The 13,254-nt window shown below is 69.8% G+C and carries 10 protein-coding genes; 3 read left to right on the forward strand and 7 right to left on the reverse strand.

The features are described 5' to 3' along the window. Positions 1–326 precede the first annotated feature (326 nt). Positions 327–800 carry a GNAT family N-acetyltransferase gene (locus tag ACIBKY_RS35220; protein ID WP_397103603.1) on the forward strand — a complete coding sequence of 158 codons (474 nt, stop codon included), beginning with the start codon at positions 327–329 and terminating at the stop codon, positions 798–800. Between the two features lie 120 nt (positions 801–920). On the opposite strand, the gene ACIBKY_RS35225 is transcribed toward ACIBKY_RS35220, so the two are convergent. After that, entirely contained in the window at positions 921–1,190 is a 270-nt protein-coding gene (locus ACIBKY_RS35225) for a hypothetical protein (protein ID WP_397103605.1), read from the reverse strand. Positions 1,191–1,534: 344 nt separating this feature from the next. Here ACIBKY_RS35225 and ACIBKY_RS35230 point away from each other — a divergent pair, with 344 nt between their 5' ends. Then, on the forward strand, positions 1,535–1,825 hold the full coding sequence (locus ACIBKY_RS35230; RefSeq protein WP_397103607.1) for a hypothetical protein: 291 nt from the start codon (positions 1,535–1,537) through the stop codon (positions 1,823–1,825). 187 nt (positions 1,826–2,012) lie between these two features. On the opposite strand, the gene ACIBKY_RS35235 is transcribed toward ACIBKY_RS35230, so the two are convergent. From ACIBKY_RS35235 to ACIBKY_RS35245, 3 genes are read right to left on the reverse strand one after another with little or no spacing between them, the layout of a single operon-like run. Next, entirely contained in the window at positions 2,013–3,758 is a 1,746-nt protein-coding gene (locus ACIBKY_RS35235) for an ABC transporter ATP-binding protein (RefSeq protein WP_397103609.1), read from the reverse strand. Then, on the reverse strand, positions 3,755–6,295 hold the full coding sequence (locus ACIBKY_RS35240) for an ABC transporter ATP-binding protein/permease (RefSeq protein ID WP_397103611.1): 2,541 nt from the start codon (positions 6,293–6,295) through the stop codon (positions 3,755–3,757). Before ACIBKY_RS35240 ends, ACIBKY_RS35235 begins: the two co-directional genes overlap by 4 nt. A gap of 1 nt (position 6,296) precedes the next feature. Next, positions 6,297–6,983 (reverse strand): TetR/AcrR family transcriptional regulator, encoded by a 687-nt coding sequence (locus ACIBKY_RS35245; RefSeq protein ID WP_397103613.1) that lies wholly within the window; start codon positions 6,981–6,983, stop codon positions 6,297–6,299. A gap of 100 nt (positions 6,984–7,083) precedes the next feature. Here ACIBKY_RS35245 and hisC point away from each other — a divergent pair, with 100 nt between their 5' ends. Then, positions 7,084–8,139 (forward strand): histidinol-phosphate transaminase, encoded by a 1,056-nt coding sequence (gene hisC / locus ACIBKY_RS35250; protein ID WP_397103615.1) that lies wholly within the window; start codon positions 7,084–7,086, stop codon positions 8,137–8,139. 582 nt (positions 8,140–8,721) lie between these two features. On the opposite strand, the gene ACIBKY_RS35255 is transcribed toward hisC, so the two are convergent. Genes ACIBKY_RS35255 through ACIBKY_RS35265 form a run of 3 tightly spaced genes read right to left on the reverse strand, consistent with a single transcriptional unit; the run spans position 8,722 to position 13,252 of the window. Beyond that, positions 8,722–10,212: a hypothetical protein gene (locus ACIBKY_RS35255; protein ID WP_397103617.1), complete on the reverse strand. Its 1,491-nt coding sequence runs from the start codon at positions 10,210–10,212 to the stop codon at positions 8,722–8,724. Next, a complete protein-coding gene (locus tag ACIBKY_RS35260; protein WP_397103619.1) occupies positions 10,212–11,771 on the reverse strand; it encodes a hypothetical protein in 1,560 nt (519 codons plus the stop codon). The genes ACIBKY_RS35255 and ACIBKY_RS35260 overlap by 1 nt, the downstream gene beginning before the upstream one ends. After that, complete coding sequence (locus ACIBKY_RS35265; protein ID WP_397103621.1) at positions 11,771–13,252, reverse strand: hypothetical protein; 1,482 nt, start codon at positions 13,250–13,252, stop codon at positions 11,771–11,773. Before ACIBKY_RS35265 ends, ACIBKY_RS35260 begins: the two co-directional genes overlap by 1 nt. Between the last annotated feature and the right edge of the window lie 2 nt (positions 13,253–13,254).

A 13,254-nucleotide genomic window follows, 5' to 3' on the forward strand; every position in this document is an offset into this window, starting at 1 on the left:
CGAAAGCCGCGACTGTAAACGATGCGAGCAGCATCTGACGTGGTGACGAATGGCGTATGTGTCTCATGCTCCAGGACTGGTGCCAAGGGGAAAGCTCCAGTGCGACCTCCTCCTTTACGGAGGATGGCAGGTGGTTGGAGGATGGGCGACCGCTTCTGGTGGTCAGGTCTGGGGAAATGCGCAAGAACGGTGTGGTGATCCGGGGGTTCGGATCATGGGGTTGTCAGAACGGACGAGAGAGGCCGGATCGGGATCCTGGTCATTCCTTATGGCCGTGTAACCTGCCGAAATCCTGGTGTAACGGGGCGGTCGTACAGTGGGCCGGCATGAGGATCGTGGTGGATGATCTGTCCGGGGCGGGGATCGGCGAGTTTCTCGATGAGCATGTGCGGCAGATGCGGGCCCTATCGCCGCCGGAGAGTACGCATGCGCTCGATCTTGACGAGCTTCGCCGGCCGGAGATCACTTTCTGGTCCATGCTCGACGGTGAGACGGTGGTCGGCTGTGGGGCGGTCAAGAGGCTGGACGCGGGGCATGCCGAGTTGAAGTCGATGCGGACCGCGGTGGATCGTCAGCGCGGTGGTATCGCGTCTCGGTTGCTGGAGCACATTCTCGGTGAGGCCAAGGGCATGGGGTTCGGGAGGGTGAGCCTGGAGACGGGGTCGGAGGAGTTCTTTCTTCCGGCGCGCAGGCTCTATGAGCGGTTCGGGTTCCGTTATTGTGATCCGTTCGCCGGTTACCGGCCTGATCCCAACAGCGTGTTCATGACCCGGCTTCTCCTCGGAAGCCTGTCGTCGTGATCGGGAAGGACGCCGCAGGAGAAGAAGCTTCTCGAACAGCGTCCGGTACTCCTCGTACGCGGCGAGGTTGGCCGTGATGATCTGGGGGTTGTGGCGCATCGTGCGCATTGTCGATCGTGACTATGTAACCGTATAGAAGAGCGAGTACTGACTGCCGGAGCCGGTGAATTTCGCCTCGCGCTGTCCCTGGCCCTGCTCGGATGATCGTACTGTGTGCGTGCCGAGGCTATCGTCCGGATCGATGGGCTCGGTATCTTCGTCGACCAGTTCAATGGTCATGGTGTCCTGGTCCAAATGGAAGCTCTTGGAGATCGTGACCGTGTGCCCCGGTGAAATCGGGGTCGCACTGGAGTTCGGCCACACTCGCGAGCCGTTTACTTTGATGTACACCTCGTCTTCCTCACTGTCCTCCGTGCGAAGACACGACAGATGTGTCAGATTAACCGAGGTCATGATGGAATTCCCTTCTTGCCTGCCGGTGAAAAGTGCCGAGAGTGTCCCTCGTCCGAGGGTGGAATACCCTGCACTCGCCATGGCAACGCCCAACGAACTCGACTATCGAATCGAATCGAATGAGAAGTGGCCGCTGCTTGACTGTCGGGCTCCAGATGGGAGCACTCCTTGACCTGGCAAGAGCTCTATGCGAGCTAAAACAGAGGCCGTGCCTGGGTTGTGGTCAATAGGCCAGACGCGCGGAGGTTCTTCGCTATCGTCGTGATCGGGAAGGACGGTGTATGAGGCAGAGGACGCCGCAGGAGAAGAAGCTTCTGAGCTACGCCAAGGACCGGCGCAACGCTTACGGTGAGAATGACAAGAGTTCTCGCAAGAACATCCGCCGCAACAAGCGCATCCCCCACCGGGCCAACAGGCACCGGGCCCACCAGATCCTGGAAGCCGCCATCGGCGCTGTGGACCAGGTCGTGGAGGAGCAGGTCGAGCTGCGTGTCGGGCGGCGGCGTCCCAAGGGGTGGCGGAAGGTGGCGGACGTTCCGCTGGGGGAGATCGTGCGGGCCAAGCTGCCTTGAGGAGTGCGCACACGATCGAGATGGGACCTGGCGTGGTCGTCAAGCGCTACAGGTCCGTCGAGCATGGGGCAGCCGGAGCGGGAGTGGCGGGCGCTGGGGTTGCTCGACCGGTACGCGCCCGCGCTGGTGAGCGCCCGATCTGGACAACGAACCGCCGGGTGGGGTGACGTCCCGGATCGCCGGCTGCTCAGCCTGCTCTGGTGGGGACGAGGGTCCAGCCGGCGGCCTGTTCGCGTTGCCGCCAGTAGCCGGCGAAGCGGCCGTCCAGGGCGAGGAGTTCGGGTAGGGTTCCCGACTCCACCACGCGGCCGGCCTCCAGGAACACGATCTGGTCGGCGCGGGCGATCGTGCTGAGGCGGTGGGCGATGATGAGCGTCGCCCGGTCCCGGCCGGTGGACTCCAGGGCGCCGATGATGGCGCGTTCGTTGTTGGTGTCCAGCGCGGCGGTGGCCTCGTCGAGCAGGAGCACGGGCGCGTTCTTGAGCAGGGCGCGGGCGATGCTGACGCGCTGGCGTTCGCCGCCGGACAGGGAGGTGCCGCGTTCGCCCACGCGGGTTTCCCAGCCGTTCGGGAGACGGGCGATGACCTCGTCGAGCTGGGCGGCCGTGGCGGCGGCGCGGATCTCGTCCTCGGTGGCGGCGGGGTTGCCGAGGCGGACGTTGTCGTACAGGCTCGCGTCGAACAGGTACACGTCCTGGAAGACGATGCCGAGCTGGCCCATCAGGACGGCGGGGTCGTAGTGGCGGACGTCGTGCCCGCGGACGTGGACGGCGCCCGCGGCCACGTCGTGGAAGCGGGCGATCAGCGCCAGCAGGGTGCTCTTGCCGGCGCCGGAGGGGCCGACCACCGCGGTGGTGGTGCCGCGTTCGACGGTGAAGGAGACGCCGTCGATCGTGTCCTGCCCGGGTTCGTAGCCGAAGTGGACGTCGCGCAGCTCCAGTGCGGCGGCGTCGTGGCGGGGCAGGATCTCCGCGTCGCCGTGGAGCGGGTCCAGGGCGGGGGCGTCGAGGATGGCGTGGACGCGGGTGAGGGTGCCGCGCATGTTCTGCAACGCGGGGGACAGGTCGGCCAGCGTCGTGAACGGCTCGATGAACCGGACGATGACGATGATGACCGCGACCACCTCGGCCGCGTTCAGCTCGCCGGAGACGCCCAGGGCGACGGCGGTGGCGGCCAGCCCCAGGAGCGCCGCCTGCGTGGCGAATCCGAAGACCAGCTGGCCGGGGATGCCCAGTCCGATCAGCCGCAGTGCGGCCTTGCGCTGGCGGGTGAGTGCCCGTCCGATCGCGGTGCCTTCGACGCCGGTACGGCCGGCCGTACGCAATGCCGGTTGTGACTGCGCCAGCTCGATGATGCGCTGAGCGACCTCACCGGAGGCGGCGTCGTAGGAGGAGTCGGCGGCGCGCAGCCAGCGCCCGCTCAGCCACAGCGCTCCCAGCAGCAGCGGGACGGCGGCCAGCGCGACCAGGCCCAGCGGCCACGCGACGAACAGCAGTCCGGCCCCGATCAGCGCTGGCAGGGCGAGGGCGTTGACGGTCGGAGTGAGCAGGTGCGTGATGCCCTGGCAGAGTTCGCGGCCGGAGGAGGTGAGGGTGCGCTGCGCGCCGGTCCGGCGCTCACCGGTGAACCAGCCCAGCGGGATGCGCTGGAGCCGGTCCACGATCCGCGCCTCCAGGTTGTTGAGCAGGCCGAAGCCGATGGCGAAACCGGCCCCGGTGACGGCGTAGTCACTGGCCCATCCGGCGGCGACGAGCACGGCCAGGGCGGCGATCCACGGGAGCGCGCCGGCGGGGGTCGCGGAGAAGAGCGCGGACAGCAGCGGCACCAGGCTCAGCATGGCGCCGGCCCGGAGGAGAGTGCTCAGCGTGAGCAGGCAGGCGTAGCGCACGGCGGCGCCGCGGTCGCCGGCCAGGCGGAGGGTCTGGAGGATCATGCGGAGGCCTTCGGCTGCTCGATGATGGAGGTGGCCTGCCACAGCTCGCGGTAGAGGCCGGGTTCTGTGACGAGGCGCGTGTGGGCGCCCTGCTGGACGATCCGCCCGCCGTCCAGCACGACGATGGTGTCGGCGCCGGCCACGGTGTGCAGGCGGTGCGCGATCACCAGCACGGTACGGCCGGCCACCAGGTGACTCAGCGCCTCCTGAACCTGGTGCTCCGATTCCGGGTCGGCGTAGGCGGTGGCCTCGTCGAGCACGAGCACGCCCGGGTCGGCCAGCAGCGCCCGCGCGATCGTGAGGCGCTGCGCCTCGCCGCCGGACAGCCGGGCCTCGTCGCCGAGCACGGTGTCGTACCCGCCGGGCAGCCGGATGATCCGCTCGTGGATCTGGGCGGCGCGGGCCACCCGCTCCACCTCCTCGCGGGTGGCGTCGGGGCGGGCGAGCGCGATGTTGTCGTGGACGCTGCCGCGGATCAGCGCGACGTCCTGGAAGACGAAGCCGACCGTCCGGTACAGGTCGGTGAGGGGGAGTTCGCGCAGGTCCACGCCGTCGATGGTGATACGGCCGGCCGTGACGTCGTGGAAGCGGGCCAGCAGCGCGGCGAGCGTGGACTTCCCGGCGCCGCTCGGGCCGACGAGGGCGGTGACGGTGCCCGGCCGCAGTTCGAGGTCGATACCGGACAGGACCTCGTGCTCCGGGGTGTAGCCGAACGAGACGCCGGAGAAGCGCACCGGGCGGCCTTCACCGGCGGGGAGGGGCCGGGGCGCGTCGGGTTCCGGGAGTTCGGGCTCGTCGAGGAGCAGTCCGATCCGCTGGGCGGCGCCGAAGCCCTCGCGGGCCGAGCCGAGCCCGTACCCCGCGGCGAGGAGCTGCGCCCCGAACGTGACCCCCAGCAGCAGGAACGGCAGCAGATCGGCGGCGCTCAGCACCCCGCCCGCCACCATCAGGCCGCCCGTCACGATGATCAGCAGCAGCGAGGTCAGTGGCCGGGTGACCAGGTCGACCACGGTCTTGCGGCCGCCGAGCGGGCGCTGCCACGCGTCGAGAAAGCGGGCCCGCTCCTCCAGCGTGGCGCGGAAGCCGCCGGCGGGTCCGGCGTCGTAGGCGCGCACGACGGCCAGCCCGTCCACGTACGCGACCGCCTCCGAGGCGACCCGCGTCTCCCAGATCGAGAACCGCGGCAGCGCCGCGCTGGAGGCGGCCACCATGCGCCCGGTCAGGACGCCGTAGAAGGCCAGCGGCACCAGCAGGATCGCGGCCAGCCCCGCGGAGACGGAGAACAGGTAGCCCAGGACGGCCAGCGGCGTGACCACCGCCGCCACGATGTCGAGCACCGCGTGCGTGACCAGGTAGTGCACGCTGGCCGCGTCGTCCTGCACGGCCTGCTTGATCTTGCCGGAGGTGCGGTCGGTGAACCAGCCGAGCGGCACCCGTGCGAGCTTGCGCACCACGCTCGCCCTGACGTGGTGGCCGAATCCGGCGTCGAGCGCGTGCATGGCCACCACCAGCACCCCGGCCAGCGTCGTTCCCACGCCGAGCAGTACCACCGCGAGCAGTCCGAGTTCCGTCACGCCCGCGGCCACGGCGCCGCCGGCCAGCAGGCGGCGGCACAGCTCGGCCAGGATGAGGTACGGCGCGAGCTGCAGCAGCGAGACGACGGCCTGGAAGACACCGGCCAGGATGAGCCGCGACTTCAGCGGCGCCAGCAGCCGGGCGCCGGCCCGCGAGCGCCACTTCCCGGTCCGCTTGGGGGCGGGAGGCGGCGTCTGCGGACGTTCCTCGCTCTCGGTGGGGCGGTCCACGCCCATGGCCTTGCCCTTGATCCAGTACGCCCGCGACTTCACGTCGGTCTTCGGGAAGCCGAGCTCCTTCAGCCGTTCGCGCACCCGCTTGGTGGCGGCGGACTCGGCGGTCACCCACGCGTACCAGTCGGACCAGTCACGATCCTCCACGGCGCGGGCGAGCACGGAGTCGTCGCCGGTCGCCGGCACCCACGTGACCCGGGCGCGGGGGTGGGCGGTGAGCGGGATGTCCAGGTCGTCGTCGTGGAAGCGCTCCAGGATGACCTCGACCGGAGTCGTCTCGGGCACCGCCGCCAGGATCGCGTTGATCCCGGGCAGCGCGGCCGCGTCGCCGACCAGGAGATAGCCGTCGGGCTCCGGCGTGGGCACGGTGAACTGGCCGGAGGACCACCGGCTCACCTGGACGGTGTCGCCGATCTTCACCTGGCGCGCCCAGACGCAGGCGGGGCCGGCCGGCTCGTGCAGGACGAACTCCAGGCTGACCTCGCACGTCTCCGTGTCGGGGGCGACCAGGGTGTAGCCGCGCTGGTGTTCGCGGCCTTGGCGTTCCGGGTCGGGGGCCCACATGCGTACCCAGCTCGCCGGCTCGATCGGCGGGCCGTCGAACAGCGTCGGCGCGTGGAAGGTGATGCGCCGGAAGTGCGGGGTGATGTCGGCGTACGACACGACGGTGAGCGTGTGCTCGTCGGCGCCGAACGCCTTCATCACCACCCCGCCGTAGCCGCGGGCCATCTCAGTGTTCCTCTCGTAGTGTGGCGGCGAGTTCGGCCACGTCGCGGCCGGGCGGCAGCTTGGCCACCAGCCCTTCGGCGAGTGAGGCCAGGACCAGCTCGAAGTAGTCGTCGGCGGTGTGGGCGGGGATGCCCGAGGTGGCCGCCCGCACCAGCGGCGAGCCGGCCATCGCGGCCAGGGCCTCGCGGGTGTTCTCCTCGGTGCCGGGAGGGTCGAGCCGGGCTTGTGCGTCCTGGGCCTGTTCGGCAGCGACGATCCCGATGGTGACCGTGGCCACGGCGGAGCTGAGGACGGTGGCGGCGGCGGGGGCGTACCCGCGCCCGGCCAGGGCTCTGATCTGCGTTTCGAGCAGCCGGACGCCGGACGGGCCGCGTGGGAACAGCCGCTGCAGGTACTGGGCGGTGCCCGGGTGGGCGAGCGTGAACTGCCGCAACTGGCGGCCGAACGCCACCAGATGCGCGGCGGTGGGGCGCTCCGGGTCGTCGTGGAGCGTGAGCTCGTTCAGGATGGCCTCGCCGACCAGGGTCTCCAGCGCCGCGCGGCTCGGCACGTGCCGGTAGACGGCGGTGGGGGTGACGCCGAGGGCCTCCGCGACCGCCTGGACCGTCAGCTCGTGCAGCCCGATGCGCACGCCGGCGGCGACCACGTCCTCGTGGCTGAACGTGGCCGTCCGCCCACCAGTCCGCATCGCTCACTCCCTAGGTAAGGCTAACCTTAGTTATGGCCCATAACTTAGGAGACGGGCAGGCGTAGCGCAAGAGGCGCGGACCGGGGATTACAGTGTGGCCATGCCTCGTTTCCGCGCCATTTTGGACACCATGCCCGCGTACAAGGCGGGCAAGGCCGTCGTCAGCGCCGACGGCCGCTCCCACAAGCTGTCCTCGAACGAATCCCCCTATGACCCGCTGCCTTCGGTCGTCGAGGCGATCGCGGAAGGCGCGCGGCAGATCAACCGCTACCCCGACCCGGCGTCGGCACGGCTGACCGAGGCGCTCGCCGGGCGCTTCGGCGTGCCGGCCGGGCACGTGGCCCTGGGGCCGGGCTCGGTCACAGTGGCGCAGCAGCTGTTCGAGACCGTGAGCGAACCGGGCGCCGAGGTGATCTACGCCTGGCGTTCGTTCGAGGCCTACCCGCTGCTGGCCGACCTCGCCGGGGCGGTCTCGGTACGGGTGCCGCTGGTGAACGAGGAGCACGACCTGGACGCGATGGCCGACGCCATCACCGACCGGACCCGGATGATCTTCGTCTGCACCCCGAACAACCCGACCGGCGTGCCCATCGGGCGGGCGCGGCTCACGGCCTTCCTGGACCGGGTGCCCACGAACGTCCTCGTGGTGCTGGACGAGGCGTACCGCGAGTACGTGCGCGACGAAGACGTCCCCGACGGGCTCGACATCTACCGCGAGCGGCCCAACGTCTGCGTGCTGCGCACCTTCTCCAAGGCGTACGGCCTGGCCGGGCTGCGGGTCGGCTATCTGATCGGACATGAGCCGGTGGCCGCGGCCGTACGCAAGGTCACCATCCCCTTCGCCGTCAACAGCCTCGCCCAGATCGCCGCCCTCGCCTCGCTGGAGGCGGAGGACGAACTGCTGGCCAGAGTGGACGCGGTGGTCAAGGAACGTACGCGGGTGCGGGAGGCGCTCATCGCCCAGGGATGGGAGGTACCGCCCACCGAGGCGAACTTCGTGTGGCTGCGGCTGGGAGAGCGGACGTTGGACTTCGCTTCGGCATGCGGGCTGGAGGGCGTGGCCGTCCGGCCGTTCGCGGGGGAGGGGGCACGCGTGTCCATCGGGGACCCGGAGGCCAACGACACCTTCCTCAAGGCGGCTGCCGCGTTCCGCTGACAAAGGCAAAGGGCGAGGTGCTTCGCTTCGCTCCGCGCGTGTTTCCAGCCGGGCCGTGGCCCCGGCCCCTGCGGGTCCTCGCTCCGCTCGGGCTGCCTGTCTTTGCGCCTCCGGCGCGCGGCTCGCGCGAGGCGGAGAGGGCAGAGCCGCTGGTCAGCCGAGGGCGGCGGCTCGACCACACTCCGAAGGTGCTGGCCCGCGAACCCGGCACGCAGTCCAGGGCCACCGCGTCGTAGCGGCCCGCTGGTCGGCCAGCATGCTCGGCTTGCGCCGCGCCGGGGTCGGGGGCATGCCGCAGCCGCGGCGTCGGAGGAAGGGCAGTTCGTCGAGTTCGCCACGGGTGGCTGGGCGAACATGAGCGGCTGCCCTCCCGACGCGCGAGCCGCGCCGCAGGCGCGCGTCATCAAGGCGCCCGAGCGAAGCGAGGACCCGCAGGGGCCGGGGCTACGGCCCGGCTGGAAAACACGCGCGGAGCGAAGCGGAGCACCTCGCACTCTGGGCGGGCTCCAACTGCCCAACCACTTGGCTGGGTAAGGGGTGGGGCCCTCGGTAAAGCGCCCGACCGCAGGGAGGACCTTGCCCTTAGCCTCGGGCGAGCAGGCGGGACAACGTGATCAGGTGGGAGGAGCTGGTGGGTGTGAAGTTGGTGTACTTGGCTGCCACCAGCGCCTTCACCTGCGGGTCCCACTCGGTGAGCTCGATCCACGAGTGCAGGAAGTAGTCGGTTCCGTTAGCCGCTCCGGTGCCGTCCACTCGCAGGCTGAAGACCGGCGCCGTGGCGGAGCCGTTCCACATCTTGAGTTTGAGGGTGTTCTTGAGGGCGATCATGTCGGCGGTGGTCATCACCTGCCCGCGCCGGTAGGACTCCAGGAACGCCGACAGGTCCACGTTCGCGTGTGAGAGGTCCTCTTTCATGGTGGTGTAGGTGCCGTAGTTCCAGATGTACGCGCCACCGGAGTTGACCAGGTTCGATTTGGCCCACTGGGTGACCGCGTTCGCCCGGGACAGGTAGGCGGGGTCGCCGTTGATGCTGTGCAGGACCGTCAGCAGGTTGGCGAAGCCGAGGGCCATGTTGAAGGGCAGGTCGTTGCCGGTGCCGGTGTGGGAGAGGGTGTCGACGTTCGGGGGCTGGCGGAAGGTGGTGCCGTTCCACGTGTTGCCCAGGTAGGTGCTCTGTTCCCAGCGGGGCACGATCTCTGTCTCCAGGAAGTCCCGATACACCGCCGCTTTCGCGCTATATCCGGACAAGGCGGGGGTCTGGGTGACGAGCCTGGAGAACTCGGCCATGGGGATGCCGATCATGGCGTCGTGCACCATGTACGGGAAACGGCCGCTCAGCTTCACGTCGTCGAAGGACGCCGATCCGGCCACCGTGTAGGAGGCGTGCTCCAGCCACACCCGAAGCTGCGGCCCGCCGGTCGGCAGCTTGCACTCGACCTGCTTGAACGTCCAGCTCGTCGAGGTGTAGTCGAGCGCGCAGATCGTGGTCGACCCGTTGCGCAGCACGATCCGCCCGGTCACCGACCCGGCCTTCTTGCCCCAGCCGCGCAGAACGTAGGTGGATCCGCCCTCGTAGGCGCTGTTGACGTTCTGGTAGAGCTTCTTCCACTTGGTCTGATCGGAGACCACCCGCACCGACTGCGTGCCCACGACCGCGTCGGTCGTGCGGTGGACATGGCTGCCGGTGTCCTGAAAACGGGTCCACGAAGTGGGAAGCGCACCGTCACCGCTCTCGAAGCCCGTGTTGGCGATCTCGACCGGCGAGTACCGCTCGGTGCTCCACCCGAGGAACCCGTCACCGTCCACGTCGTCGGCGTTGGCGATCACCGTGTCGGCGTGGGTGACGAGCTTGTCCAGCCAGGCGGTGTCCTGGGTGACCCGGTAGACGTCGAGGTAGCTGCGCATGATGTAGCTCTCGCCCCAGGCCAGGGTGGCGCTGCTGCGGTCGTTGTAGACGGACGCGCCGATCTGCGCCTCAAGCGCCTTGTACTTGGTGAGCCAGACGCTCTCCAGCGAGAGCGAGTGCGCGCCGCTCAGCGCGAGCGTCCCCGCCATGACCAGGTTGAGCAACACTACGACCCCCTTCGGGCGTGCCAGTTGAGGTAGGCCACACAGCCCAGATAGGAACCGAGCTGCGGCTGTACGGCACGGCCGTCATAGATGGCCCGCGAGTGCGTGAACACGGTCTCGTCCCACTGCGCCACCGCCATCCACCGCGGCGCCTGCAAGTACTGCCCGGCGGAGGTCGTGCTGCCGGTGCCGTCGACGCGCTGGTAGGCGGTGGCGATGCCGTCCGCGCCGGGTGGCGCGACGAGGTTCTTGCCGTAGGTACGCGCGAAGCGCGCCATGTCGGCGCCCTTGTAGAACAGCCGGTTGCGGAAGACCGCGGCGGCGAACTCCACGTCGATCGCCCCGTGGCTGAGGTCCTCGATCTGCCGCGCAGGCCCGCCGGAAGGCGTGAACTCCGAGACGCCGTCGGCCTTGGCGAACCCGTTGTAGGTCCGCCCGAACGCCGGCCAGTACGACCACACGTAGGCGTCGTCGGCGTCGGCCTTGACCTCACGCAGGAAGGTCCTGGCCATGCGCCGCGCCCGGTCGGCGTAGAAGGGGTCGCCGGTGGCGGCGGCGAGTTCGGCGTAGGTCTGGCCGAGCGCGAGACCCTGGTTCGTGGGCTGCTCGGTGCCGTCGTAGGCGAGCGGCGTGCCCTTGTTCCACACGAAATACCCCCGGCCGTCCTCGGTCTGCCGCCACTCGTCGTCGTGGATGGCCGCCGCGTCCCGCGCCGCCTTCAGGTACTGCAGCGCCTTGTGCCGATATTTCGGTACGGCCCGCAGCCGCGGACTCCGCAGCACGAGCTTGGCGAACGACGCCATCGGATAAGTGATCATGCCAGTGTGCACCGTGAAGATCACCGGTTGCGACACGAAAGGCGTGGCCCCGAGCGCGGGTACCGCGTTCCCCGCGGGCGCGGCCCGCAGTTCCCGGGCCGTCACCAGCGTCGGCGTCGGATAGGCGTCGAGGATCCGCCGGGCCGCGTAGTCGGGCGCCGCCGGATCCAGCGAAAGGTCGGTGAAGGTCGCCACCAGGTTCGTCCGGTTGTTGCGCACCTCCAGCGTGAACCGGTCGGCGGAGCTGCCCGCCCGTACGGTCGCCACCGCGTTGTCGGCGTAGGTCAGGGCAGTGCGGATCTCGATCAGCGCCTGCCCGCCCGCGTCCTTCAGCGTCACCAGGCCGACCGTGTAGGGCGCCATGGCCCGCCAGCCGGGCAGCGAGCGGCCCCGGTGGTCGGTGACGCCGCGCACCGAGTCGCGCCCGGCCAGCACCAGGTCGATGTTGTGGATGAGCCGGTCGAGGTAGTGGGTGTCCTGGTAGGCCTCATACATCCGGACGAAGCCCGCAAGCACGTACGACTGGCCCCATGCCAGGCCGCCGTGCTCGTTGGTGTCGGACGGCTGGCCGGCGCTGCCGCTCTCGTGGAAGGTCCGGTCGAACAGGTCGAAGGTCTCGCGGGCGGTGTAGTCGTGGGCTGCGGCGGCGCGAGCCGTACCGGGGAAAACAGCCGTGCCGGGGAAGACGGCCGTGCCGGAGAGGGCGAGGGCGCCGAGCGTGAACTGGCGGCGGGACAGACGCATCAGGACCTCCGGGCGAACCAGTTGAGATAGGCGACGCTCAGCAGCGTGGAACCCGCCTGGGACTCCACGGCGTGGTCGTCGTAGACCTTGCGGGCGTGCGTGAAGAGGCCGGGGTCCCACTGAGCGACGGGCATGAAGCGGGGCGCCTGCAGGTACTGCCCGGGCGGGGCGAGGCCGCCGCCGCCGTCGACGTACAGGAACGTGGTGGCGACGCCGTTGTCGCTCGTGGCCAGGTTGCGGGTGTAGGTGCGGGCGAGGCGGGCCATGTCGCGGCCGCGGAAGCCGAGGCCGGCGCGGTGGGCGGCGCCGGCGAACTCGATGTCGATTCCGGCGTGGCTGAGGTCCTCCATCTGCTGGGCGCCCACGGGCGGCCTGCCGTACGACGGTGTCCATTCCGAGATGTCGTCGGCCCGGGTGTAACCGCGGTACATCACCCCGGACGCCGGCCAGTAGGGCCAGACGTAGGCGTCCTTGTCGTTGGTCCGCAGGTCGCGGCCGAACGTGCGGGCCATGGCCCGGGTGCGCTCGCGGTAGCGGCGTTCGCCGGTGGCGGCGGCGAGTTCCGCGTAGGTCTGGCCGAGGCCGAGCGACTGGTTGTGGGGCTGCTCTGTGCCGTCGTAGGGGACCGGCATGTGCTTGGGCCAGATGAAGTAGCCGCCGTCGTGCCACTCGCGGTCGTGGATGGCCGCGGCCTCGCGGACGGCCTGGAGATACTCACGCGCCTTGTCCCGATATTTCGGGATGCGTTGGAGTCTGGGGCTCTGGCGGACCAGACGGACGAAGGCGGCCATCGGGTACGTGATCATGCCGGTGTGCACGGAGAAGTGCACGGGCGCCGCCGCCATCGGGAACGTGCCGTGCGCGGGCGGGCCGGCGGCCAGCCGTCTGGCGGTGACCATGTTGGGGGTGGGGTAGGCGGCCAGGACACGCTCGGCCGCGTCGTCCATGGTCAGGTCGGTGAAGGTGGAGACGCGCTTCTTCTTCGGGTTGTCCACCACGATCGTGAAGCGTTCGGCCGAGCTGCCCGCCTTCACGGTGACGACGGCGTCGCTGACGTTGGTGAGCGCGCTGCGCACCTCCAGGACCGGCGTGCCGGCGGCGTCGAGCAGGCTCACCCCGCCCGCGGTGTAGCTGGTGTTGCGCCAGCCCGGCAGCGACAGCCCCCGGTAGTCCGTCACGCCGCGGACCGAGTCGCGCCCGGCCAGCACCAGGTCGGCGTTGTGGATGAGCCGGTCGAGGTAGTGGGTGTCCTTGTAGGCCTCATACATCCGGATGAACGCGCACAACACGTACGACTGGCCCCAGCCGAGGGCGCCCAGTTCGTTGGTGTGCGTGGGCTGCCCGGTCAGCCCGCTGTCGTGGAAGACCTTGTCGAACAGGTCGAACGTCTCCCGGGTGGTGTAGTCGTAGCCTGCCGGGCGTGCGGTGAGGGGTAACCCCAGCGCCATCGCGCCCAAACCGAACTGCCTGCGGGTCAACATCG

This window comes from Nonomuraea sp. NPDC050394, from assembly GCF_044459065.1.
Classification (GTDB): Bacteria; Actinomycetota; Actinomycetes; order Streptosporangiales; family Streptosporangiaceae; genus Nonomuraea.

Bases quoted from the DNA above. Each gene is read 5' to 3' on its own strand.
- ACIBKY_RS35240 (WP_397103611.1), bottom strand. From the start codon at position 6,295: ATGGCCCGCGGCTACGGCGGGGTGGTGATGAAGGCGTTCGGCGCCGAC.
- hisC (WP_397103615.1), top strand. From the start codon at position 7,084: ATGCCTCGTTTCCGCGCCATTTTGGACACCATGCCCGCGTACAAGGCG.
- ACIBKY_RS35265 (WP_397103621.1), bottom strand. From the start codon at position 13,252: ATGTTGACCCGCAGGCAGTTCGGTTTGGGCGCGATGGCGCTGGGGTTA.
- ACIBKY_RS35230 (WP_397103607.1), top strand. From the start codon at position 1,535: ATGAGGCAGAGGACGCCGCAGGAGAAGAAGCTTCTGAGCTACGCCAAG.
- ACIBKY_RS35220 (WP_397103603.1), top strand. From the start codon at position 327: ATGAGGATCGTGGTGGATGATCTGTCCGGGGCGGGGATCGGCGAGTTT.
- ACIBKY_RS35235 (WP_397103609.1), bottom strand. From the start codon at position 3,758: ATGATCCTCCAGACCCTCCGCCTGGCCGGCGACCGCGGCGCCGCCGTG.
- ACIBKY_RS35260 (WP_397103619.1), bottom strand. From the start codon at position 11,771: ATGCGTCTGTCCCGCCGCCAGTTCACGCTCGGCGCCCTCGCCCTCTCC.
- ACIBKY_RS35245 (WP_397103613.1), bottom strand. From the start codon at position 6,983: ATGCGGACTGGTGGGCGGACGGCCACGTTCAGCCACGAGGACGTGGTC.